Source organism: Paenibacillus sp. JGP012 (genome assembly GCF_014203995.1).
GTDB classification, from domain to species: Bacteria; Bacillota; Bacilli; order Paenibacillales; family Paenibacillaceae; genus Paenibacillus; species Paenibacillus silvae.
On the sequence record NZ_JACHKG010000003.1, the window covers coordinates 380488 to 406933 of the forward strand.

General features: G+C 45.1%; 23 protein-coding genes and 1 riboswitch. Of the genes, 15 read left to right on the top strand and 8 right to left on the bottom strand.

Annotated elements, in window-relative coordinates; all coding sequences use genetic code 11:
- Positions 1-97: 97 nt before the first annotated feature.
- On the top strand, positions 98-844 hold the full coding sequence (locus HNR77_RS06465; protein WP_184181847.1) for an ABC transporter ATP-binding protein: 747 nt from the start codon (positions 98-100) through the stop codon (positions 842-844).
- Positions 828-2438 carry a hypothetical protein gene (locus tag HNR77_RS06470; protein WP_184181849.1) on the top strand — a complete coding sequence of 537 codons (1611 nt, stop codon included), beginning with the start codon at positions 828-830 and terminating at the stop codon, positions 2436-2438. Before HNR77_RS06465 ends, HNR77_RS06470 begins: the two co-directional genes overlap by 17 nt.
- 93 nt (positions 2439-2531) lie before the next feature.
- On the opposite strand, the gene HNR77_RS06475 is transcribed toward HNR77_RS06470, so the two are convergent.
- The gene (locus HNR77_RS06475; RefSeq protein WP_184181851.1) at positions 2532-3584 is read right to left on the bottom strand and encodes a YeiH family protein; all 1053 of its coding nucleotides are present in this window, start codon (positions 3582-3584) and stop codon (positions 2532-2534) included.
- A gap of 180 nt (positions 3585-3764) precedes the next feature.
- Here HNR77_RS06475 and HNR77_RS06480 point away from each other — a divergent pair, with 180 nt between their 5' ends.
- The 4 genes from HNR77_RS06480 (at position 3765) to HNR77_RS06495 (ending at position 7039) form a co-directional block, all read left to right on the top strand.
- Positions 3765-4661 carry a LysR family transcriptional regulator gene (locus HNR77_RS06480; protein ID WP_184181853.1) on the top strand — a complete coding sequence of 299 codons (897 nt, stop codon included), beginning with the start codon at positions 3765-3767 and terminating at the stop codon, positions 4659-4661.
- 230 nt (positions 4662-4891) lie between these two features.
- Positions 4892-5053, top strand: coding sequence for a hypothetical protein (locus HNR77_RS06485; RefSeq protein WP_184181855.1), 162 nt, complete (start codon positions 4892-4894; stop codon positions 5051-5053).
- Positions 5054-5522: 469 nt separating this feature from the next.
- A complete protein-coding gene (locus tag HNR77_RS06490) occupies positions 5523-5789 on the top strand; it encodes a CD3324 family protein (protein ID WP_184181857.1) in 267 nt (88 codons plus the stop codon).
- Positions 5790-5947: 158 nt separating this feature from the next.
- On the top strand, positions 5948-7039 hold the full coding sequence (locus tag HNR77_RS06495) for a nucleotidyltransferase domain-containing protein (RefSeq protein WP_184181859.1): 1092 nt from the start codon (positions 5948-5950) through the stop codon (positions 7037-7039).
- 110 nt (positions 7040-7149) lie between these two features.
- Here HNR77_RS06495 and HNR77_RS06500 read toward each other — a convergent pair whose 3' ends face one another.
- From HNR77_RS06500 to garR, 3 genes are all read right to left on the bottom strand, one after another.
- On the bottom strand, positions 7150-8469 hold the full coding sequence (locus HNR77_RS06500) for a gluconate:H+ symporter (protein WP_184181861.1): 1320 nt from the start codon (positions 8467-8469) through the stop codon (positions 7150-7152).
- Positions 8470-8594: 125 nt separating this feature from the next.
- A complete protein-coding gene (locus tag HNR77_RS06505) occupies positions 8595-10031 on the bottom strand; it encodes a four-carbon acid sugar kinase family protein (protein ID WP_184181863.1) in 1437 nt (478 codons plus the stop codon).
- Positions 10018-10926: a 2-hydroxy-3-oxopropionate reductase gene (garR, locus tag HNR77_RS06510; protein WP_184181865.1), complete on the bottom strand. Its 909-nt coding sequence runs from the start codon at positions 10924-10926 to the stop codon at positions 10018-10020. Before garR ends, HNR77_RS06505 begins: the two co-directional genes overlap by 14 nt.
- A 291-nt stretch (positions 10927-11217) precedes the next feature.
- Between garR and HNR77_RS06515 the strand changes: the two genes are divergently transcribed.
- Together HNR77_RS06515 and HNR77_RS06520 are read left to right on the top strand one after the other, a co-directional pair.
- A complete protein-coding gene (locus HNR77_RS06515) occupies positions 11218-11868 on the top strand; it encodes a GntR family transcriptional regulator (RefSeq protein WP_184181867.1) in 651 nt (216 codons plus the stop codon).
- A gap of 91 nt (positions 11869-11959) precedes the next feature.
- The gene (locus tag HNR77_RS06520) at positions 11960-12265 is read left to right on the top strand and encodes a histidine phosphatase family protein (protein WP_184181868.1); all 306 of its coding nucleotides are present in this window, start codon (positions 11960-11962) and stop codon (positions 12263-12265) included.
- Between the two features lie 181 nt (positions 12266-12446).
- Here HNR77_RS06520 and HNR77_RS06525 read toward each other — a convergent pair whose 3' ends face one another.
- The gene (locus HNR77_RS06525; protein ID WP_260410350.1) at positions 12447-12803 is read right to left on the bottom strand and encodes an AMP-dependent synthetase and ligase; all 357 of its coding nucleotides are present in this window, start codon (positions 12801-12803) and stop codon (positions 12447-12449) included.
- A 137-nt stretch (positions 12804-12940) separates the two neighbouring features.
- Between HNR77_RS06525 and HNR77_RS06530 the strand changes: the two genes are divergently transcribed.
- Entirely contained in the window at positions 12941-14383 is a 1443-nt protein-coding gene (locus tag HNR77_RS06530) for an amino acid permease (protein ID WP_184181870.1), read from the top strand.
- Between the two features lie 343 nt (positions 14384-14726).
- Here the strand turns inward: HNR77_RS06530 and HNR77_RS06535 are convergent, their stop codons facing one another.
- From HNR77_RS06535 to HNR77_RS06545, 3 genes are all read right to left on the bottom strand, one after another.
- Positions 14727-16235, bottom strand: coding sequence for an amidase (locus tag HNR77_RS06535; RefSeq protein WP_184181872.1), 1509 nt, complete (start codon positions 16233-16235; stop codon positions 14727-14729).
- A gap of 180 nt (positions 16236-16415) precedes the next feature.
- Positions 16416-17396 (bottom strand): DMT family transporter, encoded by a 981-nt coding sequence (locus tag HNR77_RS06540; RefSeq protein ID WP_184181874.1) that lies wholly within the window; start codon positions 17394-17396, stop codon positions 16416-16418.
- Positions 17397-17540: 144 nt separating this feature from the next.
- Positions 17541-17692: riboswitch (FMN riboswitch) on the bottom strand.
- An 83-nt stretch (positions 17693-17775) separates the two neighbouring features.
- Complete coding sequence (locus HNR77_RS06545) at positions 17776-18279, bottom strand: DinB family protein (RefSeq protein WP_184181875.1); 504 nt, start codon at positions 18277-18279, stop codon at positions 17776-17778.
- Between the two features lie 159 nt (positions 18280-18438).
- Here HNR77_RS06545 and HNR77_RS06550 point away from each other — a divergent pair, with 159 nt between their 5' ends.
- The 6 genes from HNR77_RS06550 (at position 18439) to HNR77_RS06575 (ending at position 26195) form a co-directional block, all read left to right on the top strand.
- Positions 18439-19035 carry a CGNR zinc finger domain-containing protein gene (locus tag HNR77_RS06550; RefSeq protein ID WP_184181877.1) on the top strand — a complete coding sequence of 199 codons (597 nt, stop codon included), beginning with the start codon at positions 18439-18441 and terminating at the stop codon, positions 19033-19035.
- A gap of 213 nt (positions 19036-19248) precedes the next feature.
- Entirely contained in the window at positions 19249-20622 is a 1374-nt protein-coding gene (locus tag HNR77_RS06555) for an amidohydrolase family protein (protein WP_184181879.1), read from the top strand.
- 562 nt (positions 20623-21184) lie between these two features.
- A complete protein-coding gene (gene bcaP, locus HNR77_RS06560; protein WP_221443717.1) occupies positions 21185-22594 on the top strand; it encodes a branched-chain amino acid transporter BcaP in 1410 nt (469 codons plus the stop codon).
- A gap of 175 nt (positions 22595-22769) precedes the next feature.
- A complete protein-coding gene (locus HNR77_RS06565; RefSeq protein WP_184181881.1) occupies positions 22770-23861 on the top strand; it encodes a hypothetical protein in 1092 nt (363 codons plus the stop codon).
- Positions 23862-23936: 75 nt separating this feature from the next.
- Positions 23937-24863: a tyrosine-type recombinase/integrase gene (locus HNR77_RS06570; protein ID WP_184181883.1), complete on the top strand. Its 927-nt coding sequence runs from the start codon at positions 23937-23939 to the stop codon at positions 24861-24863.
- 66 nt (positions 24864-24929) lie between these two features.
- Complete coding sequence (locus tag HNR77_RS06575) at positions 24930-26195, top strand: chromate transporter (RefSeq protein ID WP_184181885.1); 1266 nt, start codon at positions 24930-24932, stop codon at positions 26193-26195.
- The last annotated feature ends 251 nt before the right edge of the window (positions 26196-26446 follow it).

Sequence of the window (26446 nt, forward strand, 5' to 3'; positions counted from 1 at the left end):
TTATGAAAAAAATCGAAGGGATGGATCTGTATGAAAACTGAACAATTATTAAATATGAATATAAAAATGAAATGTTTTGAAAGCGAGGAACAAATAAATGAAATTGGTATTACAGCATGTAAGGAAGAGTTTTGGTGAAAAAAAGGTATTAAACGATTTACATTTTCAATTTGAAAAGGGAAAGATTTATGGTCTGCTCGGGCGAAATGGCGCTGGAAAAACAACTTTATTTAATTGTTTAAGTGGTGAGCTTCCAACAGATAACGGTACGATGAAACTTGTTCATGAAGCAACAACCCGTAATTTAGAGATGCATGACGTAGGTTACGTGTATTCTCTGCCTATGCTGCCAGAATTTCTGACGGGATATGAGTTTGTACGTTTTTTTATCGAGGTTAATGCAGATGTCATCGAAGGGCGAGGAACGGATCTAGATGCCTTATTCGATATGATGCACATTGCGGAGGATGACCGGCACAAGCTCATTAAGCATTACTCGCACGGAATGAAAAATAAAGTTCAAATGTTGTTATTTTTACTTATAAAACCTACGGTGATTCTGTTGGACGAACCATTGACTTCCTTCGACGTCATCGTTGCAAGCGAGATGAAACAATTGCTGCGTGATATGAAAAAGGATCATATCCTCATCTTCTCCACGCACATCTTACAATTGGCAACGGATCTGTGTGATGAATTAATTATTTTAAATCATGGCAGTTTGACTCCAGTTTCACCTGAAATCCTCACTCAACCCGACTTTGAGGAACAAATTATTGAGTTATTGCGAGATGACAACGAGCAGGATGCCCAGAAGGAGAATGCCGATGCAGGGAATCTTTAGTACGATTTCTCGCATGTGGCAGCTGCAGGTAATTTCGCTAGTCAACCGCTTAATATATTTCATGCAAAGCTTGCCGGTTATAGGCACGTTAATCCGTGATCAAACGTATGCTGCTTTTCGCACGAAACGTATATTAGGTGCAATCGCCGTAATTTTAAGACTTGGTGCTGGTTTGTTCGAAAGTATACTCTACTTTGGAGGATTACTCATATGGCCCATACTGTTATGGACGGAAGGGCCTGATCCGGAGCGGTTTACACTTCTTCTTCATATGTATTTATGCATCAGTGGCATAATGGGCGGGGTAACTGGTGCAAAAGTGTTGGAATCCAACAAGATGAAGTATACTGCTGTCCGACTTATGCGAATGAATCCAAACCGGTTTATACGGGCTGTGCTCCTTAACAGGTATACAACGTTTTTCTTGTATCAAGGCATTGCATTGACCCTTGTTTCTGTATTTTTTAACTGTTCGATCATTCACGCATGGATAGCCGTAGGAATCATGACGTTTTGGCGAGTGCTATGCGAATTTTTTCATTTGCAGCTGTTTCAACGGAAAGGCATCGTTCTTGTCCGGAAAACATGGGTTATGAGTTTGACCATGTTACTTACACTGACTGCTGCTTATCTTCCCTTGACGCAATGGAGCATTCCTCCATTTGGAGCCGCAGTATTTGATCAACGATGGCTTGTTATATTGATATTGCTGTCAGGAGCTGTCGCTGGGTATGTGCTGCTTAAACATACGGATTATACATCAGCAGTCCGCGCAGTAACCAATTATGCTGATCCATTGTTGAACACAGAAATTATGATGGCCGATCTCCAGCAAAGAATGGTTCAGTCCAAAGACAATGATCTGGCCAACCTCCATGTCGGTGAACAGAGTACTCTAAACAACAAGGGATACAAGCAAATGCACGCACTGTTTGTTGAGAGGCACGCTAATCTCTTTCGGCCACCGTTCCGCAGACGTTTAATCGCGATTATGGTCATTGGTTTCATATTATTTTTCCTGGCACTGATCTTCAAAGATCATATTTCTGTTGAATTCATTGCAAGATTTTCTCCTTTACTCATTGTAGTTATGCTGCATCTAACTGTAGGAAGCCAGATTTGCAGAGCTTTCTTCTACCATTGTGATAGACCCTTGATGCGTTATCCATTTTACCGTGAGCATGCGCAACAGCATTTTCTGTTAAGATTGAGAAGTATATTAAACTTAAATCTAAAATTAGGTCTATGTTTAGCAGCTGTGCTAAGTGTACCAATACTCATACTAACTGAAGGGACAAAAATAAGTGCACTACTTCCCGTTTGGGTTATAACCGCTTCACTTGCTGCATTTTTCTCAGTACACCATCTATTGTTATATTATCTGTTTCAACCTTATACAGTGGAGTTAGAGACAAATAGTCCTTTATTCTCATTCGCAAACGGCTTCATTACTTTGGGTTTTATTGTGACGATGTATTTGGCACCTCCACTATGGGCATTAACCGTTGTTTTAATGGTCCTGACTGCGGCCTATTCGTATAGCGCTGTTTTTCTCGTAAAAAAATATGCTCATAACCGTTTTAGATTAAAATAGACGGAGAATCTTCGCTGTGTTAAAACCGTTGATCCGAAAGGGCTCAACGGTTTTTAGCATTCTGGGATTGGAAATGAGAGCTTAATCGCCCTATCAGCCAAGCCCAAACATTTGGATCAAGGCATACCCCAGAAGGGAAAGAATCACAGAGCCAATAAAACCGGCCGTAAAAGCCTTTAAACCCTTCTGTCGAAACGAGGCTGTATCTACAGTAAGACCCAGACCCGCCATCGCCATTGCAATAAGCAAATAAGCAACAACAATGATGAGATTGGTTAGATCATGTGGGATAATATGCAACGTATTGACTGCACTCATTATGAGGAAACCCAATATAAACCAAGGGATCGGCAGAGCTTTCCAACTTCTCTTACTTAATGCGCTGTTACCCGTATCGTTAGAATGAGACTGACGATTGGACCAGAATCCCAACAACATAGCAACCGGAACCAGAAGGGCAACCCGTGTTAATTTTACCATGACTGCCAGATCCACAGCCTCTTTATTCACAGGTTCCGCAGCTGCAATGACATGAGCGATTTCGTGCAGCGTTGCTCCTGCAAAGATGCCATATCCTGATGTAGACAAGTGCAGAAAGGGATATAGAAGCGTATAGGCGATTGTAAAAATAGTTCCGAGAATGGCTACGGTAGCCGCACCGATTGCTGCTTCTTCATCCTTGGCTTTGATTTGCGGGGCGATGGCCACAACGGCTGCCGCGCCGCAGATGCCTGTTCCACATGCCGTTAACAGCCCCAAGTTTTTTTCAACCTTGAACCATCTTGCAAGGCCGTACACAACAAATATCGTTATCGTAACGTTTAGAATGGAGATTACAGCAACCTTAGGACTTGCATGGAGGATATCACGTAAGTTCAATCGCATGCCAAGCAGAATAATTCCATATCGTAGAAGCTTTTTGGATGAAAAAGAAATGCCGCTTGCCATGTGCTCAGGCACATTGCGAATAGCCCGCCAGATCATGCCAAGCAGGATCGCAAGCACGAGCTGGCCCATAATGTTTAGCAATGGAAAGCTGGCTGCATATTTGGCAGCCAGCGCCAGGATGAGTGTTAAGGCAATGCCGGACAGGAATCCTCGTTTTTCCTTGTGGTTCTCCTGCTGTAAAACGTAAATTTGACTCATGCAGATCACATCCGATTCCTTTATTTCGTGCTCATCTATAACTATAATTAGTTATGATTCAGAAGAGAAATACAGAAATGTAATGCTTATCATCATTAAAACTAATTATTAAATGAATTGAAGCCGTATGAAATAGAAAATGAATTAGAGCGATCTAAACGAGAAAAGGAGACCTTCATCATGATTGTTGAAAGCTTGAAGTTATACGTCACGGTGGTCGAACAGCGTAATTTTTCAAAGGCAGCAGAAATATTGCACATGTCACAACCTGGTGTGAGTTCGCAAATCCGGAATTTGGAGAAGGAATTTGATGTAAAGTTAATGCATCGTTCGCCCAAGTGGGTCAAATTGACGGAAGCAGGAGAGCTGCTCTATGTGCGTGCCAAGGAAATGCTGAATCTGTATGAATCGGTGAAATTGGATATAGCCAGGTTACAAGATAACGTAAGTGGGTCACTACAGATCGGAGCAAGCTTTACTATTGGAGAATATGTTCTTCCTCGCCTGTTCTCATCCTTTGCCAAGCAGTACCCCGACGTGTTCATGGAAGTATTCATCCGAAATTCGTCTCAGGTTATTGAAGCTGTTCGACGTAATGATATCGATTTTGGTTTGGTTGAGGAAGACATCGAGGCTCCTGACTTGAATGTGACAACATTTATGCGGGATGAATTGATTATCGTGGCTGCGGAAGGGCATCCGCTAAGTCTTTCCATGAATATGGATCTGGAGCAGCTGCAGCATCAAGTATGGGTACTTCGGGAGACAGGTTCGGGAACCAGATCTGTTAGTGACCGATTTCTAGCTCAGACGGGACTCCGCATAAGCCGTTCATATGTGTTTAACAGCAGTCAGAGCGTGAAGGAAGCCGTGTTCTCTGGTTTAGGCATCGCGATGTTGTCTCGCTGGGTTGTAAAAAGGGAGCTGTCCGCAGGAGTGCTCAAGGAAATTTCTATTCCGGGTATTCTGATGGAGAGAAACTTTTCTCTCGTTCGACGAAAGGATCAAATACCTACCCGAGCCAACGAAGTATTCTCTGAAAAACTACTGAAGCTGGACAACCACTTTATTTGGTGAATTCGCGAGTAAGGTTTAATGGAAATCGCACTGCAATGCATGGCTTGTCCTCAATTGATCCCGTAGGAAGAAAAAACCTTTTACAATCATTGGTATTACGATATAATGCAGTAAACAAGTGCATTATCCAACAATAAAAGCGAAATCCTGCTAGCTGATGAATGAACCCTGTGAGAATTCATGTTAATGAACCGGAAAATGAAAATCCTATCTACATTGGAGGTATCGTTATGGTCAAAAAGAAAATGTCCAAAGCCCTCAGCGCAGTCTTAGCCGTATCCATGCTGGCTGCTGGCGCGATCGTGTTTATCCAGGATAATCCAACATTAGAGATAGCAAAAACAGCAGGGGATAAGAAGGTCGAAGTAATTAAAGGTATTCAAAGCGCCTGATGCGTTATTAACGGAATCAGAACGCTACCTCAGCTGGTTTAACCGAGCTGAGGTTTTTCATTTTGCTATATAAGTTGTTGAACTATTCATTTACACGTGAACGGAGAGGACAGAAAAAACCTGAAAAAGCGGAGCGGTCGCCTTTATCACCGGATTTTCCCCTCTAAAAAAAGGAACCAAAAAAAATCTGGGGATAACAGCGATTGGAAGGTTGTTCTGTCATCGGAGTGGATGGTGTAAAATTTTTAGTTCAACTTATATAGAAAACAGTTTTCATTAATCTGGGGAGGTGAATCTGTTGAAAGAAATCGGAGTGGGGTTCTTACATGCTAGGCTCTATGCAAAGCCAGTGAACGATATGGCAATGCTTTGTGTAGAGCTGATTAATAACCAAAATTGCCAACGTTGAATCCTAGTATTCAAAACTGGCTTTGCACCTTATTGATCCATTAAATAAGGAGTGAGGCCCATGAAATATTCCAATGCCGAATCTATTCTTCCTGAAGAACTGCTGCGCACCATTCAAGAATACGTTCAAGGTGAACTGATATATATCCCGAAACCCAAAGAGGCCCATCTGAAATGGGGCGAGAAAACACATAGCAAGAGCAGGGTATCTGCTCGAAATGCGGAGATTCAATCGTTATTTCGCAATGGGCTCAGCATAGAAGAATTGGCGAGTCAGTATTTTTTATCCTACGAAAGCATTAAGAAAATTGTTTATAAAAAAAACTAATGTCATCCGCTAAATGGTCGTATCGACCCTTTAGCGTTTTTTTGTGCAAAGATGGATTAAATCAACTTATACATAGTCACCGCACTACTGCATTGTTAGACTCAAGTTGAGGTGGCCGGGAAGAGGAACGAGCCGCTTGTACAAAAGGAGTGTAACGAATGAACGAAATGATTAAGAAGAAGCTGCAGAACAAAAATGAACAGCTGATTAACATGGTTATTGAACGCGCAAAAAGAGATTTCCCCGATGATATCGCCATTATTGGTCTTACAGGTTCATTTAGCACAGGGGATTTTCATGAGAAGAGTGATCTTGATCTGATTATTATCAATCATACAGATCGGGGGTGGGGAATATCCGATTGCTTCATTCTGGAGGACGTTGGATATGACATCTATTGCACGCCATGGGATACAAGAATACGAGCGCAATCCACCTTGGAAAGTCCCGCGGTATCGAGCTTGACCAACTTAAAAATTCTCTATTATGCAGCGCCAGAGGATTTGGAGAGATTGAACGATTTCCGGCAAAAAGCTCTTGATGCACTTGCAGCCCCAATTGAAGAAGCATGTCTTAACCGGGCAAAGGAATGGATCAATCAGGCCAAGCAAGCATACAGCGACACCATGCTGGGCGAAAATATCGGTTCAGTGCGACAGGCATCTGCCAATGTTCTGTACAATCTGGTTCATGCCCTGGTTAGCATGAATAATACATGTATCCAGCGAGGTATCAAGCGATATCTGGAAGAAATCCAATCGCTTCGTTATGTACCGAATGATCTTGAATTCTTATACATGTCAATTATCGACGCTCACACTATTGAAGAGATCCGCACGGCATCCTTTAATATGTTGAAAAGCGTTGAGATGTTACATCGTACGCTGTGTGATATGTTTATCGTAAAACCCGCTCCAAGCTTTGATAATCTGGGAGGAACGTACGAGGAATTATGGTGTAACTATCGCCATAAAATCGCGAACAGTGTTGCTACAAACGATGCCGCCTATGTCTTCCTTTCTGCTTTTGGAGCACAAGAGTATCTTGATGAAATGGCTATGACAAGAGGGACGAAGAGATTTGATCTGATGCAATACTTTAATGCAAGTGATCTTCCTGTCATGAAAGAGCGATTCCTTGAAGTAATGGATGAATATCTGGTTGAGTATCATAAGGTCGGCAGGGAAGTCAAACGTTTTGCAACCTTTGAGGAGCTATATCATGATTATATGAAGGGCCATGAAGAGTAACCTGCTCCTGACAATCGAAAATACGAGCGGGAATGACCGAAAACATTAAAGAGCCGAAGCGAGATGACCTCTGCTTCGACTCTTTCTTCACTTCTAGTTAAGCTAATACATCACATAAACATGTCCAAAATCAGAACACCCGCAAGTCCTACCAAGGATATAATCGTTACCATGACGGACCAGGTTTTTATCGTTTTGCCTATACTCAGATTAAAATACTCTTTGTAAATCCAGAAGCCTGCATCATTTACATGAGAGAACGTCACACTACCTGCACCAGCTGCCAGAACCATAAGTTCCGGACTGACCCCGGTTGCGGCAACTAGTGGTGCGGCAATACCAGCTGCTGTCATACCAGCCACCGTTGCAGAACCAACAGCAATTCTCAAGATGGCTGCAATCAACCATGTCAGTACGAGGGGAGAAAGAGTGGAGCCTGCCATAAGATCAGAAATATATTGGTCAATATGACTGTCAATCAACACTTGCTTGAACGCACCGCCACCAGCAATGATGAGAAGAATCATACCGATTCCGCTTACAGACTCACTCAGCGATTTCATGATTTCCGGCATTTTTTTGCCCAGATTCAATCCAAACGTGAAGATAGCAACCATGACAGAGATCAACAAAGCCACATTAGCATTACCGATAAAATCAGTCACGGGTGAGATTACCGATCCAGGTGCAAAAATATGCACAATCGTTTGCAGCGCAATCAAAATGACGGGCAGAAGTGCTGTGAAAAGGCTGATTCCGAATTTAGGCAGCTCTTCTTCCTTGAATTCCTTCGGATCAAATAGCCCTTTGGGGATGTCAATCTGCAAGGCTTCTTTTTTAAACAACTTGGTATACACAGGGCCTGCAAGGATAAATGCAGGGATTGCAATCAGGATGCCCAGGATCATCGTTAATCCGATATTGGCTCCAAAAACATTAGCAACAGCTGTTGGACCAGGGTGTGGAGGCACGAATCCGTGCATCGTTATAAGGGCTGCAATGACAGGCATTCCAAGATAAAGAACAGGCACACGTGCAGCTCTGGCGATGGTAAATACCAACGGGATCAATACCACCACTCCAGTTTCGAAAAATAAAGCGATTCCAACAATAGCTGCTGTAATAACGGCTGCCAGCTGCGTTCGCTTCTGACCAAAAGCGCTGATCATCGTTGTTGCAATTCGCTGTGCGCCACCGGAATCTGTCATTAATTTACCGAGAATACCTCCAAAGATGATAATCATCGTTAAATGACCAAGTGTTCCACCTAAACCGGATTCGATGGACTCAACCGCCTGAAGCGGTGTCATTCCTTCCAGCACTCCAACAGCCAGAGACACAATAATCAATGATATGAAAGCGTTTAACTTAAAGGCCATCATTAAGATGAGCAGTAGAACAACTCCAATGGTAACGGAGATAATTGGCATATGTTTTCCTCTTTTCTGATTGGTCTTGATCCAAAAGACCGCATGCAGGGAGGGCACTGTTTTCATATTTATAGACAGACCAGTGCTGCTCCATACATAAGGGTCATATTAAACCTGTATTTGAATCACTTGGCACTTAACATTTCAACGACTTCTCTTAAATCCGTTTTGGTACCCACGTTACCAGGGAAGATGACATAGGAAATGCCCGGGAACTTGCTTTCATTACCTGTGGTCCACACGGGAATCCCTGGACGAATTTGCCCCGCAACGGTAGCTCTTTTGACTTCAAGACCGTTGGTTCCAATATCGCTTGAAGTAATGCCGCCTTTAGCGATGATGTAGGCCGGTCGAACTTCCAAACGTTTCACAATGCTCGTAACGGCATCGGAAATTTGAACGGACAGCTTTAATTCATCTTCTTTTCTGTCCTCTCCAAGATCTAATCGCTCCCTTTTGGTGTAGACAGCGACATTTTTACCCTCGAGAATCCATTTATTCGTCGTTTCAACAACTCTGTTCAGTTCGTTCTCAAATTGATCAGGTTCCAGAACAAGATGTACGTTAAACTCAACAAACTCAACTGCATTCGATTTCTTTAGCTCTTCGAACTGTTCTGTTGTTTTTTGGACGTGTGACCCAATAATAACTAATCCGCCATGATTGGTTTCGTCACTCATCATCTCTGCACGCGTAAGCAGACTTCGGTCACTAATGCCTCCAATGACCTTGGTCAGTGCAGCAGCACTTCTAAACATAAACTGTTTACCTTTATGGATCGCTCGAATCAAAGCGATGGTGAAGAGCTGTACGTCGGTATAATCAACCGCATTGACAATGACTTTATTAAAATCCTTAACACTCAACAACTGATTTTCGATCAGGTCAATGTTCATGCTGCGCAGACTTTCGAGAGAGATGTAAGTCATATGTTCTGCTGAATACTGGCCATTCGACTTTTCTTCAGCCCATTCGCCTAAGTGTGATCGGGAGTAACCAAAGGTGCGATCTTTAGCAAACTCGGTTTCTCCAGCAGGCACCAGTTCCGTACCATATTGAACATAGTGAACATTATCAATGGTGAAGCGTCCGCCTTCTTTGAAAAAGGGAAGAATGATCTCACCGTCAAATTGCATATCTGACTTGGCTTCAACTGTATCCTTCAGCACTTCCGTCTCTAACGGGTAGTGACCTCTTAATGTGGAATCTCCACGACTAATAATCGTAAACTTGCGATTATTTCTCTTTGCAGCTTCAACAATATTTGCACCAATCTCCTGATGTGCCTTTGTTGTCTCGGCAGCTGTAAATCCGCGTGAGTTTGTAAGAATGAAGAACATAGGATGATCTTCCTTAAAACCTCTGTCGATGCTTTCCAGTGACCAATCCGTATAGACCGATACACCATGTACCGTTTGCACACCCGTTGGATCATCATCAAGCACGATAATTTTGTGATCGAATCGTTGGAGTTCCTTTTCCATCATTTGCTGAACAATGGACGTATCTACAGAGGGTATGTTATTGAAAACTTCCTCAACAGATCGATTATTGTTTTGCATGATCAAGACCCCTTACTTCAACATTCGCTAATTTTTCATAATACTGCACAATCCCGCCGTGGTCATCCATCAATTTCCCGACAACCTTCAGCGCGTGGAACATCTCTAACAGATGACTGGATAGGGGAAGAGGTACACCAATCTCGTGTGCTGTCTCCATGACGTTAGTGATATCTTTCATATTAATCGCGATCGTGCCCCCTGGAGCAAAGTTTCTTTCCAGAATCAGCGGAACTTTGGCGTCCAGAACTGCACTGCCTGCTAAACCGCCTCGGATGGCCTGGTACATTTTCTCGATATCTATACCTGCTTTCGCTGCAAGGACAAGCGCTTCAGACATGGCAGCAATGTTCAAGTTTACGATGATCTGGTTTGCGAGCTTGGCTGTAACTCCGCATCCGCTATCCCCAACGAGAGTGACTGCCGTCCCCATATCAAACAATACTGACTTGGCTTGCTCGAATACGCTTTCTTTACCGCCCACCATAATTGCCAGAGTTCCATCAATAGCTTTAGGTTCCCCGCCGCTAACCGGCGCATCCAGAAAGCCAACTCCTTTTTTGGCCGCTTCTTCTGCCAGAGCGATGGAAACAGCAGGAGTGATGGAGCTCATATCGACAATAATAGAGCCTTCTTTTGCTCCCGATAAAATGCCATGTTCACCCAAAACAACAGCCTGCACATGCTGAGAAGCAGGCAGCATCGTAATAATAATTTCACAGTTCTCAGCGACTTCTCTTGGCGAGGAAGCTGCAGCAGCACCAGAGTCTATCAATATCTGAACCGCTTCCTGATTAAGATCGTTGACGGTTAATTCATGTCCTTTTTTTCTAAGATTTAGAGCCATTGGTTTGCCCATGATCCCCAGTCCGATAAAACCTACTTTTTTAGCCATAATGTAGTCCTCCTAAACCTTTTCTAAACTAGAGCCTGTTAATCTCCATGGAAGAATATTGTTCAACAAGCTGCATCAAAAATCATTAAAGCAGCTTGAGAGCAAATTAATAATGAAATCCTGTCAGCAACCGCTTACATCGTTGTTTGCGTTTTCATTGTATACTAAAAATATAAAATTGTATACATTAAAATCTTATTTTGTATACAATTTTTAAATTTTTGTATATTTTAATTGCGAATTCTCGTATATTGGAATGCTTTTATGAACATAATTTGGTACTATATTGATATGAGAAATGAAACTGAGGTGAAATTAGTGCATGAAAATAATAGTTCGCGACCCGCGTATCACCAGTGTTATGAAATTCTCCGGGACAAAATATTGAATGGTGAGCTTCCTAGCGGTACGAAGATCGTTGAAGAGAAGCTGGCTGCAGAGCTCGGAGTGAGCAGAACACCCATCAGGGATTCGATACGCAAGCTTGAGAACGAGGGCTTAATTCTTCAGAAGAAAGTAGTCAAGCCTACCGAGAAGGATTTACGTAATTTATTTAATGTTCGCATCTTGCTAGAAGGGTATTCGGCCAAATGCGCGGCGAATTTCCTGAAAGACAATGAGATTGAGGAGCTGTACAAGTATGTGGAGATCGGAAGATCGGGGACCAAGGACGAGATCATGTCAGCCAACGAAAGTTTCCATAACGATATTGTAAAAGCGAGTAATAATCCACTCATGATCGATATTATAGATCGGATGCAGGCTATTATTTATCTGTTCCGAAAAACAGTTGTGATTTATAATCGTCCTCATCTTATTGATGAACACGAGGAAATTTATAGTGCAATAAAGTCCAGAGATGGAGAGAAAGCAGAAGCATTGATGAAAAAACATTTAGAAAACGATCTGAACTTTTATTTGCACGTGATGAGCAATCAATAAGGAATCGGAATGTTGGAATAAAAATGGATAACAAGGGGGAACGTAGGAAGAAAAAAGGTGGAGTTCCATGTACCGTTTATGCGTTTTGTTCATGAGTCTTTTTCTCATCGTTGGAGCATCTTATAAAGCCGATGCCTCGGAAATTTCCGGAGCTTCTATCCTAAATGATCTGCAAAAAGGTGGTTACATCCTTTATGTTCGTCACGGGGATGCAACAGTAGGGGAAGATCAGCAAAATTTTAGTCTGGCAGATTGCTCCACACAGCGGAATTTAAGTGCACTTGGAAGGGAACAGGCAGAGAAGTATGGTAATGCTATTCTTGGAGATCATAAAGGGTATCAAGTTGTTGGAACATTGAAGCTAGAAGATGTTTTGCAGCTCGCCGGAATGCAGTAATCCTATAGAAGTTTCTACATTCTGGAGAACACTATTTTTTGTTGAATGAATCAGGACCACCCGCATAGCGGGTGGTTTTTTGTTTCGCGCGTTTCACGCACTCAACTGGCTAAAGCATACCAAAAAAAGAGCCCAATTTTCGGGCTCTTGCTTTGGTATAACCAGTATAGTATGCAGAGATTTATTGGCGATGCTGATTTGAGAAATTGCCGAAAGACTGGCCTTGACCTTGAATCGAAATGTTAGGTGTGTTGTAAGGTTGGTCGATGTATGAACTGTGTTGTGAAGAAGTATTCGCAAGCTGCTGAGCCAGGTTGGCAATTTGCTGCAGCTGTTGAATGGCTGTCTGATGTCCTTGAAGTGCCGTCTGAATAATATGAGCTGCTTGCTGCTCGCGCTGAGCCAGCTGTTCAAGCTGTTGGGCATTGCTTTGCTCTTGTCTCATTAGTTGTTGATACTGCATGGAAGCTTGTTGCGTTTGCTGTGTTAACTGTTGGGCGAGCTGTGTAATTTGTTGTGTCTGAGAGAATTGGTTCATGAGTGGTTCCTCCTATGTGTTTGAATTTACCTGTATATTATGATGTTAGATTTTTAGAAATATTCAGGGAGATGTTTTGGTCTAAACAGGGCAAGCTACCTTGTAGTGATTAAATTACATCGGAAAGGATTGACGAAATGTCACAGGGCTCAACCAATTCCACAGCAGAAAAAAAACTGAAATGGTGGCAGCTCAGTTTGTTAGGTGTAGCAGGTACGATAGGAACCGGATATTTTCTGGGCTCAAGTCTGGCCATTTCAATTGGCGGTCCAGCTGTATTAATCGCTTATGCTCTGGCCGCTGTAGGTACATATATCGTTTTTGATGCTCTGGCACGCATGACCTCCAAGCAACCAGAGCAAGGCTCGTTCCGCTCTTATGCGAAGAAGGCATTTGGCGCTTGGGCAGGTTTTGCCAGTGGCTGGGTCTACTGGTTTTCCGAATTGCTTATTATGGGGAGTCAGTTAACGGCGTTATCTATATTTTCACGTTTCTGGTTCCCGTCAGTGCCTTTGTGGATTTTCGCCGCGGGCTTCGGGCTGGTTGGATTATGTATTGTTTTCTTTGGAAACAAGGGTTTCGATCAGGTGGAAAATGTACTGGCCATCATTAAAATTGCGGCGATTATTATGTTTTTAGTTCTTGCTATCGCTTTGCTCGCCGGCTGGATTGGTGGTACAAAGTATGCTCATAAAGTGCCTATGGACATGGCTTCTATTTTTCCTAAAGGCGGTCTGGGATTGTGGTCCGCATTTCTATTTGCGTTTTATGCTTATGGTGGAATTGAAGTGCTGGGTATTATGTCATATCGACTAGAGAAGCCGGAAGATGCACCGAAGGCGGGCAAAGTCATGCTTACTGCCCTGTCTATTGTATATATCGTATCCATCGGGCTCGCACTAACGATGGTTCCATTAAGCGCGTTTAATCCTAAGGAAAGTCCGTTTGTGCTTGCACTGAGCAGTGATCATCTCGCCTTTGTACCGCACGTGTTCAATGGGGTGTTGATTGTTGCCGGATTTTCCACAATGACAGCATCGCTCTATGCGGTAACGTCCATGATGATTACACTTGCACAGGAGAGTGATGCTCCACAGATATTTTCACGGAAATGGAAGGACAAATATCCCCTTTTTGCACTCTCTTTGATCGGATGCGGTCTTGTGGGGACAATTATTATGTCACTTCTTTTACCCGGAAAAGTATACGAATATATAACTACAGCTGCGGGGTTAATGCTGATGTATAACTGGCTGTTCATCCTGCTTTCTTCAGCTCGCCTATTGGAATCCAGAACGTTGGACGTAGTCAAACGGTGGACAGGGTTTGTATTAATCAGCTTGGCTGTAATAGGAACGCTGTTTCACAGCCTGAGTCGACCCGGTTTCCTAATCAGCTTGTTATTGGTTTGCCTGATTGGCATAAGTGATTTCATCGTGCAGCGAATGCGAAAGAAAAAGGGGATGGAAAACGATATGAAACAACAGGACATGAAGAACACGGTAGACGAAAATGCTCATTCAAAAGGCACTCACTTTCATATAACAGGGATTCGAAAGAAAAAAAGCAAAATAAAGTGAGCTTCTATACGTTGCATAGAAGTGTAGCGGACAAGAACATTGTCGAGAACAATGATAAGGTATTATTGAACAGCGTGCAGACAGGCTACCGTGAACCGTCAGGCTGTTCAAGTGAAATACGCAGAACAATAAACATAGAGACAAAGAGATGACATGTCTGATTTCCCAGCCATTTGCCCCTTGCAATAATGAATCGACTTCTACTAAAGTATCTTTATGGGTACATCATAATTATTATGTAAACTTATATGCTTTTTATGAGCCTCAGAGCAGCCGAACGAGTTTCAAAAGGAACCCAAAAAGCCAGCAGAATCTGCTGGCTTGATCGGGATTTGTCCAAATTTTAAGTATTGCTTGAATTAGGAAACATCGGGTTGTCTTTCATGCCAACCCATAGATCAGATAATTCCAACTGTCCCGCCAGATGTAATAACCAGTCTTCACGGCCTTTGGTCGCCATGACCTGCACACCCATCGGTAAGCCTTCTGCAGTTAAATGCAGTGGAAGACTTATGGCGGGCTGCCCTGTTAAATTCGCAAGCTGCGTGAACGGGGTGTAGGTAAGGCTTGGCTCGAACATATCATAGATCAGCTCTTGCTGGGCCCCTTTGTCGAGATCACTGACACCCATTAATTGCTGGATGCGCTCTGCATGAGGTGTTAGTTCTCCAACCCGTGGAGCGGCAAATGCATTAACAGGGGAGATGTAAAAGTCATACCGTTCAAACAGCGTGGACATTTGCGCAGCAGCTACGTCCCATTCTGCCAGGCTATGTACGAATTCGGCAGCAGATACTTTTTTACCAGCTTCGGCCAGTACCCAGGATTCAATCTCCATATCCTCGGCAGTAAGTGCACGGCCCATGCTATATTCCATAGACGAGATCATCGCGGCCATCTCGCCGCTGTTCATCATATAATAGTTCTCCATCAGCCGCACGCCGTTGACAGGACTGAGCTTCTCTTCGACGTGATGACCCTGAGCTTCAAGGAAACGAACAAGTTTCATGACGGCTTCTTTGGCATCTTCGCTGACAGGTGTGCCTACAGGAGAGTCTACTGTATAGGCGATTCGCCAAGTGCGTTGATGCGGATAATTCATATCCGCCAGATAACTTCCCGGGAATAACGGGGCATGAAATGCAGCTTCCGGCTGAAGGATCTGCAGCGTATCCAGCAGGGCAGCACTGTCTCGCACGGAGCGGGATAATGCAAAATCAATGGAAGCTCCTTGCCACTGTCTTCCGACACCCGGTCCAACCGGGGTACGTCCGCGTGTAGGTTTTAGTCCGAACAAACCGCTGAACGAAGCCGGAATGCGGATTGAACCTCCACCATCGCTTGCACCGGCAAGAGGTACGATGCCTGAAGCAACAGCGGCTGCGGCCCCGCCGCTTGAGCCGCCTGGCGAATGATTCACATTCCACGGATTGCGCGAGGGTCCGTGCAGCCGGGGCTCTGTTATATTTTTTAACCCGAATTCCGGAGTGTTGGTATGACCAATAACAATAAAGCCGGCCTGCTGCAAACGAGTTACAAAGTTGGAGCTCCGCTTGGCGCGATGCTCGCTGAACAGACGTGAACCAGAGGTGAGAATTTCACCTTCCAGTGCTTGAGAAATGTCTTTTAACAGCAAGGGTACACCCGCAAAGGGCTGTTCCCCTGGCCGAACTGCATCGGCTTCCTGCCGGGCACGGGTTTCATATGTACGAATGACCGCATTCAACTGCGGATTAACTTCCTCCAGACGTGCGAAAGCGGCTTCGAGCATTTCCACTGGAGATACTTGCCGGGAGCGGATCAATTCAGCCAGACCAATAGCGTCATAAGCTGTATATGTGAATGAAGACATGGGTTATCGTTCCTCTCTAATCCTGGATCATGTAGTTTACCGAGGCACACGAAATCTTTGTGTTCCTTATCTCATCGTACCACCCCAGAGGACAAAAGACAAAACAAGCTGTAAAGATAGAAAAAGCACGGCTCCCCTTGAAGGTGAAGCCGTGCTTTCGTTGAGTTGTTGTTGTAAAGGTTACTCTGTACGTAATTTTGGTGCAGCATCAGCGATCGGTACTGAACGCTCACGCTGTTTGGAGATCGCGAACAGGGCAATCCAGATCAGGATAAAGCCGATTAATTGTTCCCATGTCACCAGCGTACGGAAGGCAATCCAGTTCACAAGCACACCAGCCATAGGGAAGCTGAGTTCTGCAAGTGTTGCAACAGAAGCTTTTGTTGATGACAAGCCTTTGTAATATAGAAGCAGACTAAGCAAACCGGGCAGCAAAGCCTGACCAAGAATATTCAGAATAACAGCAGTTTGTGCTCCGGCACCGGCTGGCAGTGTCCACGGTGCACCTTCATTCCAGGTCATAAAGATCAGGAGTGGAAGTGCAACGACAAAGCGAAGGGCGGTCACTGTCTCATATCGAGCTTGCCCCAGCATCAGACGACCCATGACGGTTGAACCGCCCCACAACGCTGCCGCACCCAGAGAGAGCAGGCTGCCTGCATGAATCCAGTTATCCCAATTGCCCAATGGCAAGGTAAAGCCAAATGTGAGCAGGTATGTTCCTGCAAGCGCAATGATGAAGAGGCCGCCGAAATGACGCGGCAATGTTTCTTTCAATAACACTTTGGCGAGTACAATCGCAAAGAGTGGCTGCATTTTTTGCAGTAACAATACGGTGTTGGGATCGTTATGAGTCAGAGCCAAAGTAAACAATACCGTAGCGAGTGCCGATCCACCCCAGGAGATAAAAATCACAGCGATCCAGTGACGTGCGCGCAGCTGCTTCAGATCATCACGGAATTTCCATAGCACAGGAAGCGCAACCAGACTCACGATAATGTGTTCTACGAGCACAATCTGTGTAGAGGTCATCGTTTCAAGCAAAAGGATACGGAATAACGGGTCTACACCCCAGAGGGCCGCCCCCAGTACGACAAGCCAAAAGCCGGTGTTGCTTCGTTCCTTGCGATAAAGCGTTGATGCAGATGATGTGTTTTCCATATTCAGAACTCCTTCGTCAGAACACGGAATCTTCAGTTGGCAAAATCGACAAAATCCCCCGTCTTGGCGTACGCCAAATAAACGGGGGACCATTCAAAGACAAGACGTCAGGGAAAAAGACTCCCAAAACAGGCCTGTCATTGTGTTGATCTTCTCTCATCCGGACTGTACCGTCGGCCTTGGAGTCTCACCAAGTCAGTCGCTGGAAGTCATCGTAAGCACAAACAGCGAGTCGCGGGCTGGTTCATCAGAACATCACCGCCGGTTGGGAATTGCACCCTACCCCGAAGATCCTATTCAATTCATTAGTATATTGAACAAGTTGTAACCTTATGGATTCCATCTTATCCTTGTAAGCGCTAGCAGTTCAAGTGTTTTTTTAGAAAACAATACTCCAGCTTCCTTGCTGTCTGCGGAGCAGAACGATCTGCCCGGAGTGATAAGCATCGTGCAGAACCCACCGTGCAAGGGTTTGAGCCCAGTTTTGTTCGGAATCCATATAAGCTTCTTCGAGCTTCGCTTCCTGCAATGTACGAAGGTGATTGTGCAGTTGCTCTGCCAACTGAGCGGTATGCTCCATAAGATTGTTCCAGTCAGCCTGGTTCAAGGCATCACCGGTTGTACCAAACGTAGCTACGTTCGATTCCGCGGCGGGTAAAGAGGGATTAATACCCTGAAGGCGCGCAAGAATACGTTGATTGTAATAATACATATGATTCACCAGCTGCCATATGCTTAATCCTCCTGAAGGGGGAACCCAGGCTGCTTGCTCTGCGGTAAGGCCCTCCAGTGCCTTCGACAATGGAACAATCCAGTTGCATTGATCCCAGGTATCTTCTTTTTGAATAAGCAGAACATCTAATGCCGTTGTCGCTGACTTCATCTTTGGTTTCATTCCTCTCTTATGGACTCATTTCACTCTTATGTCTTGCCTGGATGTAACTAGCTAACGAGGATTGAAATGGTTACAATTAATATAACACAATTCGAAGAGGAGTAACCACCTTTTCCATTTTAGATAGTTACATAAGCGGAGGTATGTATGGACAGATTATGGACCGATTTTGTGAACAGTGATTATCATGACTGGCGTGGTGGGGACCGATCAGAAGACAGGCTGGGGAAAGCAAGCTGGCAGCAGAATTTTTTGAATCGTTGGCAATTAAAAGCAACGGTACCCGCCTCGAGTGCAGAGGAATTCACGGTGAGAAGTTTTAGAGATGAATTACAGGCTCTGGCTATTCGCATGTCTGCTGGAGGTCTGTTAACGGATAAGGATCAAGCCTGGTTAAATGACTGGTTGCAGGCTGGCGGGGTAACCAGACGACTGATCTCACAAGAAGAAGGACTGGATGTTGTACTGGTTCCGATGCATGCTCATTGGCAGCAGGTCATCGCAGAAGTGGCCGCTGATTTTGCCATGACATTAGTAAAGGGAGAAGGACAGCGCATTCGAAGCTGTGACAATCCGGATTGCCGCTGGATCTTCTATGATGATACCCGGAGCAGAACACAGAAATATTGTGATGACAAAATGTGCGGTAATCTTATGAAGGTTAGGCGGTTTCGGGCTAAACGAAAAAAGGAATCTAGTGAGGAATCTAGTGAGGAATCTGGTGAGGTAAAGAATGAAATTTAACCCGGTAGCTTTACCTTGTAAGATCAGTAAACACTAACAGAGTAAAAGTGAGCTGTACCAGAATTGATAAATATTAACACTTGATATATAATGTATATATACTAGCGAAAATATAGTCATAAGTAAAAAGAAATGAAGCAATGCGAATCAGATCTTTTCACAAACCACTATGTCAGATCATTTTACAAACCAGTATGATGGGAGAGATGTCTCATGGGGACAAGTTATCTTTTGAAAAACGGTTGTGTAATATCGATGGATGCTCGTATTGGTCAGTATAAGAGGGCAGATGTGCTGATTCAGGATTCTGTCATTGCAGCTATTCAACCTGATCTAGAGGTGCCAGGTCCCGAGGTTGAGGTGATTGATGCGTCAGAGATGATTATTATGCCTGGACTGGTGGATACACATCGGCATATGTGGGAATCGCTTGTCAAGACAACTGGAACGAACTGGTCACTGCCCGTGTATTTGCAAAATCTGTATTATGGCGCAATGGGAAGCAAGCTTCGGCCGCAGGACAGCTACGTTGCCAATCTGCTCGGATCGTTGGAAGCGCTTAATGCCGGAGTCACTACAGTACTGGATTGGAGCATGCCCTATTCGCCTGAACATACAGAGGAATTGATTCGGGGCCTGCAGGATTCAGGCATTCGGGCCGTTTTTGCTCATGGTGTACCGGGGGAGACAGAATATTGGAATCGGGAGAGCAAGCTCTCTTATCCAGAGAATGTCAGAGCGGTGAAAGAGCGTTATTTTTCCTCCAAAGATCAGCTGCTCACGTATGGTCTCGCCATCCGCGGCCCGGAATTCAGTCACTGGGATACCACGGTGCAGGATATTCGGCTTGCGGAAGAGCTGGATGCAATTTGTTCCATGCATGTCGGGTTTGGCAGCTGGGGATCAGCAGATCGTTCGATCAGCCGAATGTATGAGGCAGGACTACTTAATCCACGCATCAATGTAGTTCATGGCAATACAATGGGCATGGATGAATTTAAAATGCTTGCAGACAGTGGGGCCTCCTTGTCGGTTACCCCTGAAGTCGAGATGATGATGGGGCATGGTTATCCGGCTACAGGATATTTTCTCGAACATGGCGGCACACCAACCCTTGGGGTCGATGTGGTGACTTCGACAGGTGGAGATATGTTCTCACAGATGAAGTTTGCGCTGCAAGCAGAGCGTTCCAGAACCAATGAGTCACTGCTGGCGCAGGGAGAAATGCCAGGGGAATTAAGTCTGCAGGCAAGTCAGGTGCTGCGCTTTGCAACTTCGGCGGGCGCTCAGGCGTTAGGGCTGGAGCAGAAAACAGGCTCACTTACACCGGGAAAGGAAGCGGATTTGATCATGATTCGCACGACGGACCTGAACGTGTTCCCTGTGCATGATCCGATTGGTGCTGTTGTGCAATTCGCGAATCCGTCCAATGTGGATACGGTTTTTGTTGCCGGAAAACCGGTGAAGCGGGGTGGCACGCTGCTGCATGTGGACCTGGATGCCATTCGCAGCAAAGCGATGCAGAGTAAGGAGTATTTGTTGACGCAGTATCGGATGTCCGATGCGGAGCGGATTGTTTTTTCATAACAGGGAAGAGCAGGGAAATAACCTACCAGATTATGAGATAAATGTAGAAATAACATAGCAAGCAAACAGAGTCCCATACTATTGTGCGGCTCTGTTTGATGTGCCAAAAGTGTAAACGTTTATTGATTTCAGTTAGCACGATACGCCCAAAGACGACAGAGTATAGGAACGAACGACAGCGGAAAAAGACGAAAAGGGATGCTATTTTATAAAATGCATATAACAACGTATTTTAATGATAAAAGTCGCAAATTGTGATTTCAAAAAACTGCGCATAATATAAATTATACGCAGTTTTTATTTAAAGCGATTTTCTTTCTAAGGCGCAGGCAACAGATCATGATAAATTTCGCGGAAAAAGGCCAAAATAAGCTGTTATCCAAAATAATTTTAATCATTCAACGCGATAACGTGTAGAATTCGATAGGTTTTTATAGGTAATCGATAAGATAGAACAAATGAGTTTTTCGTAGAACAGATGAGATGAAACCATACCATGCTCCATCGTTATTATGCGATAACACATAACACATTCCAGATTCATCATGAAAGGAACATGCTTATGCGCACAAATGAAATATTCAGCTTATTATTCCGTAAAAAACCGATTGTCAGTGAAGGCAACGAGGGCGGTGCATTGAAGAGGGCGCTTGGACCCCTGGATTTGACAACACTTGGAGTTGGAGCCATCATTGGCACAGGAATCTTTGTGCTGACAGGTGTGGCGGCAGCCAGATACGCCGGACCCGGGCTGGTGTTATCCTTCCTGCTGGCAGGTATCATCTGTGCGTTTGCCGCCTTGTGTTATTCTGAATTCGCTTCTACGATTCCGGCATCGGGCAGTGCATACACGTACAGCTATACTGCATTTGGTGAAGTGATTGCGTGGATTTTGGGCTGGGACCTAATTCTGGAGTATGGTTTTGCGAGTGCGGCGGTAGCAAGTGGCTGGTCGGGATATTTTCAAACGTTATTGTCCGGGTTCGGACTGGAGCTGCCTCATGCTTTAACCAGTGCATTTAATCCTGAGAAGGGCACATATTTTGACATCACCGCGGCTGTAATTACTCTGATTATTACGTTTCTGCTCACTCGCGGTGTAAAGGAAGCCGCCCGTGCGAACGGGATTATGGTAGGGATTAAAATTATTGTAGTGCTGATTTTCATTGGAGTCGGTGTGTTCTATGTTCAGCCAGCAAACTGGCATCCTTTCCTGCCATTTGGCTTTTCGGGGGTAACGGCTGGTGCTGCTACTGTATTTTTTGCTTATATCGGCTTTGATGCAGTTTCCACAGCAGCGGAAGAGGTGAAACGCCCGCAACGGGATCTGCCGATTGGTATCATTGCCTCGCTTGCTGTGTGCACGATCCTGTATATCGTGGTGTCTCTTATTCTCACGGGCATTGTGCCATTCAACATGTTAAATGTAAGTGATCCGGTGGCCTTTGCTTTTGAATTTGTTCACTTGAATGGTTTGTCCTGGATTGTATCTCTTGGTGCAATTACGGGCATTACGACGGTATTGCTCGTCATGATGTATGGTCAAACACGTCTGCTTTACTCGATGTCTCGTGATGGTCTGTTATCTCCCGTATTCTCTAAAGTTAGCGGCAAAAGCCAGACTCCGGCGGTCGGAAGCTGGCTGGCAGGTATTATCGTAGCCTTGTTTTCCGGGTTTATCTCTCTCGGACATTTGGCTGAGCTGACGAATATCGGAACGTTATTTGCTTTTGCTGTCGTGAGTCTGGGCATTATCGTGCTGCGCAGAAATAACCCTGATCTCAAACGTGGCTTCCGGGTTCCGTTGGTACCGTTCATTCCCATTCTGAGCGCAATCGGTTGTGTATATTTGATGACTCGCCTTGCAGCATTAACCTGGATTACGTTTTTTGGCTGGCTGATTATCGGATTAGTTATTTATTTTGCCTATGGACGTCACCACAGTCACCTGAATCCGCTTAGAAGAAAGTAATTACTCGATAGTCCATTATAGGTACTAATGTAGGATGCGATCTGCCAAATCCCTGTTTACTTTCGCTGGACGAAGGTGAGCGGGGATTTTTGTGTTCTGGATTAAACTTGCGGCTGAGCCAAATATGAAATATATTTGGTGGGTATGATCTGCGACCAAAGAGAGGGGTTACTTTATGAATATACCATTACATAATGATATAAATGAGCACTCATCCCATTTTGCATTTGCACTCTCGGATTCATCCGTTCTCACCGAGGCGAAGCTAATCATATCGCATGGAGATCAAGCAGATGAAGTGCCACTGGATATCGATCCGCAGTCACATCTCAAAGATGGTCGCAAGGTATCTGTCATTGCACAGCTATTTCAAAATCCGCTGCAGCGTGAGGAGGCCAGCGTTCTCTATGGACCTGAGCTGTCCTATGTACAATATGCAGTCTCTCTAACAGACACTAGCAGCATAAGCATTGCGTCTATTCAGGGTGTAGACTACCCGATTACACTTGATCTGGGACCTTATATAGCAGGAGATTATGAGGTTCGCATTGCGCTGCACCGAAAAACACCTCGAATCGCTGAAGGTCCATTAGAACCCGAGCAGCTGGCGATGGTGAAATACGCACAAGTGAATACGGTACATATCATGCTGTTTCCAGCAGAATTTTCACAATTTGCTTCTTCATCTGCCGCGGTATGGACACGAAATCATCATGTGTTTGATTCCTATGGCAGAAGAGGTTTTATTCTTGCTGATCTGAAACGACTCTCTGGACGAGTAGAGGAGATGTTCGGGCCAGGCCATCATAATTTATTGGAACATTTTACAGAAGGACGGCTCGATTCATTGCTGGAAGAAGGACTTATGGCTATTGTATGGGGGATTACGCCATGGTGTTATTCGCTATACTGTCCGCCAAACGAGCAGGCAGCTCAAGTGCTTGCGTGGGACAAGTTAGGAGAAGAGCCTGCAAGACAAGGGATATATTACATCGATCCCGAAGTACAGCGTTTAAGTATTATTCCAGCGAATGAACTGGCCTTCTGGGCAGACTGTATCCGCAAAGAGTGGCCTGTCGTGGAGGTTTCGGGAGAAGGAGAGACACTTCATCTGGATCTGTATGTGCAGATTGCCGAATCGGTGAATGGGCTGCATGAAAATCCGCTTCCAACCTTTGTACTCACTCGTAGTGAGGGTAAACCGGACATGATCATGCTCATGGCGAATGTCGTAATTGTGGAAGAGATTGATTTTCCAATGGCTTAGATGTTCACTTTCTATAATGGAACTAGCAATTTTTCGTAAAAGTGTGCAGGAAATATCGGTGGAGGTGACAAGCAGATGATGAACGACGAGATTCAGGAGCAGTACGCTGACGAACTGGAGGCATTTCATATCTGGATGAAGGATGCAGGTTATACTGGCCATACGGTTAAATCATACACAGGTGATGTGGTGGAATTCCTCATTTCCATTCAAGGTAAACCGCTGGAGCAGGTGAAAAAGCTGCATGTGCTTTCGTATCTGTCCCGTGCACGGGAGCGTGGTGTAAGTGATGCTACCCGGAATCGTAAACATGCGGCAGTCAACTGCTTTTACAAGTCCCTCATCGAACTGGAAATATTGACGAATAATCCGGCAGCGGGCATCAAAAAGTCCAAAACCGAGAAAAATCGGGCTCCCGTTTTCCTGGATGAAGGCGGGTTGACTCGTTTTCTGGCTTCTGTAGACGGCAAGTACCGCACACGTAATTTGGCAGTTTTTTTGCTAATGGGTTATATGGGGCTGCGGGTTGGCGAGGTGCATGCACTGAACTGCAAAGACTATAATCCGGAGCGGCGTACGCTCGATGTATTTGGTAAGGGTCGGAAATGGCGTTCCATCCCTGTGCCTGAAACTGTAGCAGAGGTGTTAACCCTTGCTCTTCAGGAACGGCTGAAGCCGTGGCGCGGCGAGAAGGAGGAGGCTCTGTTTATTTCGCAAAAAGGAAAACGTCTATCCATCCGCAGCATTCAGCTGATCTCCACAGAAACCTTCCAACGCTTCCAGCAGGAAGCGCCAGCTCACGAGCGTCAAAGCTACTCCAGCCATAAGCTGCGTCACTCGTTTGCAACGATGATGCTTCGGCGCGGAGCTGATTTGCGAACGGTGCAGGAGCTGCTGGGACATGCCTCGATCCAGACAACAACAGTCTACACCCATGTCACCAGCCGGGAAAAAGAAGAGGCGATGGCTCTGCTTGAAGTACAACTTCCGGCAGTGAAATGAAAAGAGAGTACGTAAAGTCAGTGACACAACAGCAGCATATCTATCTGCCAGGAGAGATGAACGAGCATGAATGAACGAAAGCAGGCTGCAACTGTTCAAGATCGCGATGAACTTTCAACTCAATCTGAACTTCAATCTCAACCTCAAGCTCAACATGTTCAGCCAAACCGACTGCTGGCTCTGTGGGAAGTGCTGTTGGTTGCAACAAAATTAGGGCTGACGTCATTCGGAGGCCCTACAGCACACCTGGGTTATTTTCACAACGAATATGTACGCAAACGAAAATGGATGGACGAGCACAGCTATGCTGATCTGGTTGGACTGTGTCAATTTCTTCCCGGGCCGGCGAGCAGCCAGGTGGGCATTGGTATTGGTGTCATGCGTGCCGGGCTTCTGGGTGGATTGGCGGCCTGGATTGGCTTTACTCTTCCATCGGTGCTTGTCTTAATAGCATTTGCCTTACTGTTAAAAGGGGTTGATGTGAGCCACGCTGGCTGGATCAGCGGACTGAAAATGGTAGCTGTAGTGATTGTCGCTCACGCTATTCTAGGCATGGCCCAGAAGCTTACGCCGGATAAAGAGCGAATTACACTGGCCGTGCTTATCGCTGCCGCGGCGTTAGTGTGGACGGTGCCCTACAGCCAGGTCATGCTGATTGTGCTTGCAGGTGTGGCTGGATGGAGCATGTACCGAAAATCACCTGTTATTCCCGCTGCAACGATGAAAATCCCTATACGCCGCAGCTTTGCCGTAGGCTGCTTGGCCATATTTGCAGGCTTGCTCGTTGTGTTACCCGTCCTTCGCCAGACCTTTAACGTAGAGTGGATCGCTCTGTTTGATTCCATGTATCGTGCAGGCTCGATGGTATTTGGCGGTGGACATGTCGTGCTTCCTCTGCTGGAGCAGGAACTCGTGCCTCATGGCTTCGTGAGCAAAGATGACTTCCTTGCGGGTTATGGTGCAACGCAAGCTGTACCGGGGCCATTATTTACGTTTGCTGCATACCTCGGTGCTGTTTCAATGGGCGGAGGAGGGGCGATCATCGCCACAATTGCGATATTTTTACCGGCATTTTTGCTGATTATCGGGGCATTGCCCTTCTGGAGTGCGCTGCGCAGCAACTCTCACATGCAGGGTGTGCTTGCTGGGGTTAATGCAGGTGTAGTAGGTATTCTACTTGCTGCACTCTATCAGCCTTTATGGACAACCGCTGTGCTGTCATCCGTTGACTTTGCGCTGGCATGTATTTTATTTGTGCTGCTTACCTTCTGGAAATGCCCGCCTTGGGTCATTGTTTTACTGGGAATCGTCGGAGGCATGATCGTGCATTGAAAGAATAGTGAACTTTTTGAAATAGAGCAATAGTGTTTCCGTCATTATTATTATGTAAACCATTGTCGCAACGATACAAAGATCAATTTTTTAGTGCATTTGATAAAAGTAATATTTACGTCAGCCTTTTGTTAAATCACGCGATAGCATTGCTGGAATCGAGTAGGAGGCTACCCATTAGTTGAGTAGCCGACCTCTCACACCACCGTACGTACCGTTCGGTATACGGCGGTTCAACCGCTTGCGTGCAA

What these genes read in the sequence shown, in the direction of transcription:
- HNR77_RS06495 (WP_184181859.1), top strand. Translation starts at nt 5,948, where the DNA reads ATGAACGAAATGATTAAGAAGAAGCTGCAGAACAAAAATGAACAGCTG.
- HNR77_RS06475 (WP_184181851.1), bottom strand. Translation starts at nt 3,584, where the DNA reads ATGAGTCAAATTTACGTTTTACAGCAGGAGAACCACAAGGAAAAACGA.
- HNR77_RS06515 (WP_184181867.1), top strand. Translation starts at nt 11,218, where the DNA reads ATGAGAAATGAAACTGAGGTGAAATTAGTGCATGAAAATAATAGTTCG.
- HNR77_RS06545 (WP_184181875.1), bottom strand. Translation starts at nt 18,279, where the DNA reads ATGAAGTCAGCGACAACGGCATTAGATGTTCTGCTTATTCAAAAAGAA.
- HNR77_RS06565 (WP_184181881.1), top strand. Translation starts at nt 22,770, where the DNA reads ATGAATATACCATTACATAATGATATAAATGAGCACTCATCCCATTTT.
- HNR77_RS06465 (WP_184181847.1), top strand. Translation starts at nt 98, where the DNA reads ATGAAATTGGTATTACAGCATGTAAGGAAGAGTTTTGGTGAAAAAAAG.
- HNR77_RS06480 (WP_184181853.1), top strand. Translation starts at nt 3,765, where the DNA reads ATGATTGTTGAAAGCTTGAAGTTATACGTCACGGTGGTCGAACAGCGT.
- HNR77_RS06490 (WP_184181857.1), top strand. Translation starts at nt 5,523, where the DNA reads ATGAAATATTCCAATGCCGAATCTATTCTTCCTGAAGAACTGCTGCGC.
- HNR77_RS06570 (WP_184181883.1), top strand. Translation starts at nt 23,937, where the DNA reads ATGATGAACGACGAGATTCAGGAGCAGTACGCTGACGAACTGGAGGCA.
- HNR77_RS06500 (WP_184181861.1), bottom strand. Translation starts at nt 8,469, where the DNA reads ATGCCAATTATCTCCGTTACCATTGGAGTTGTTCTACTGCTCATCTTA.
- bcaP (WP_221443717.1), top strand. Translation starts at nt 21,185, where the DNA reads ATGCGCACAAATGAAATATTCAGCTTATTATTCCGTAAAAAACCGATT.
- HNR77_RS06535 (WP_184181872.1), bottom strand. Translation starts at nt 16,235, where the DNA reads ATGTCTTCATTCACATATACAGCTTATGACGCTATTGGTCTGGCTGAA.
- HNR77_RS06550 (WP_184181877.1), top strand. Translation starts at nt 18,439, where the DNA reads ATGGACAGATTATGGACCGATTTTGTGAACAGTGATTATCATGACTGG.
- HNR77_RS06540 (WP_184181874.1), bottom strand. Translation starts at nt 17,396, where the DNA reads ATGGAAAACACATCATCTGCATCAACGCTTTATCGCAAGGAACGAAGC.
- HNR77_RS06470 (WP_184181849.1), top strand. Translation starts at nt 828, where the DNA reads ATGCAGGGAATCTTTAGTACGATTTCTCGCATGTGGCAGCTGCAGGTA.
- HNR77_RS06555 (WP_184181879.1), top strand. Translation starts at nt 19,249, where the DNA reads ATGGGGACAAGTTATCTTTTGAAAAACGGTTGTGTAATATCGATGGAT.
- HNR77_RS06530 (WP_184181870.1), top strand. Translation starts at nt 12,941, where the DNA reads ATGTCACAGGGCTCAACCAATTCCACAGCAGAAAAAAAACTGAAATGG.
- HNR77_RS06505 (WP_184181863.1), bottom strand. Translation starts at nt 10,031, where the DNA reads ATGCAAAACAATAATCGATCTGTTGAGGAAGTTTTCAATAACATACCC.
- HNR77_RS06485 (WP_184181855.1), top strand. Translation starts at nt 4,892, where the DNA reads ATGGTCAAAAAGAAAATGTCCAAAGCCCTCAGCGCAGTCTTAGCCGTA.
- HNR77_RS06575 (WP_184181885.1), top strand. Translation starts at nt 24,930, where the DNA reads ATGAATGAACGAAAGCAGGCTGCAACTGTTCAAGATCGCGATGAACTT.
- HNR77_RS06520 (WP_184181868.1), top strand. Translation starts at nt 11,960, where the DNA reads ATGAGTCTTTTTCTCATCGTTGGAGCATCTTATAAAGCCGATGCCTCG.
- garR (WP_184181865.1), bottom strand. Translation starts at nt 10,926, where the DNA reads ATGGCTAAAAAAGTAGGTTTTATCGGACTGGGGATCATGGGCAAACCA.
- HNR77_RS06525 (WP_260410350.1), bottom strand. Translation starts at nt 12,803, where the DNA reads ATGAACCAATTCTCTCAGACACAACAAATTACACAGCTCGCCCAACAG.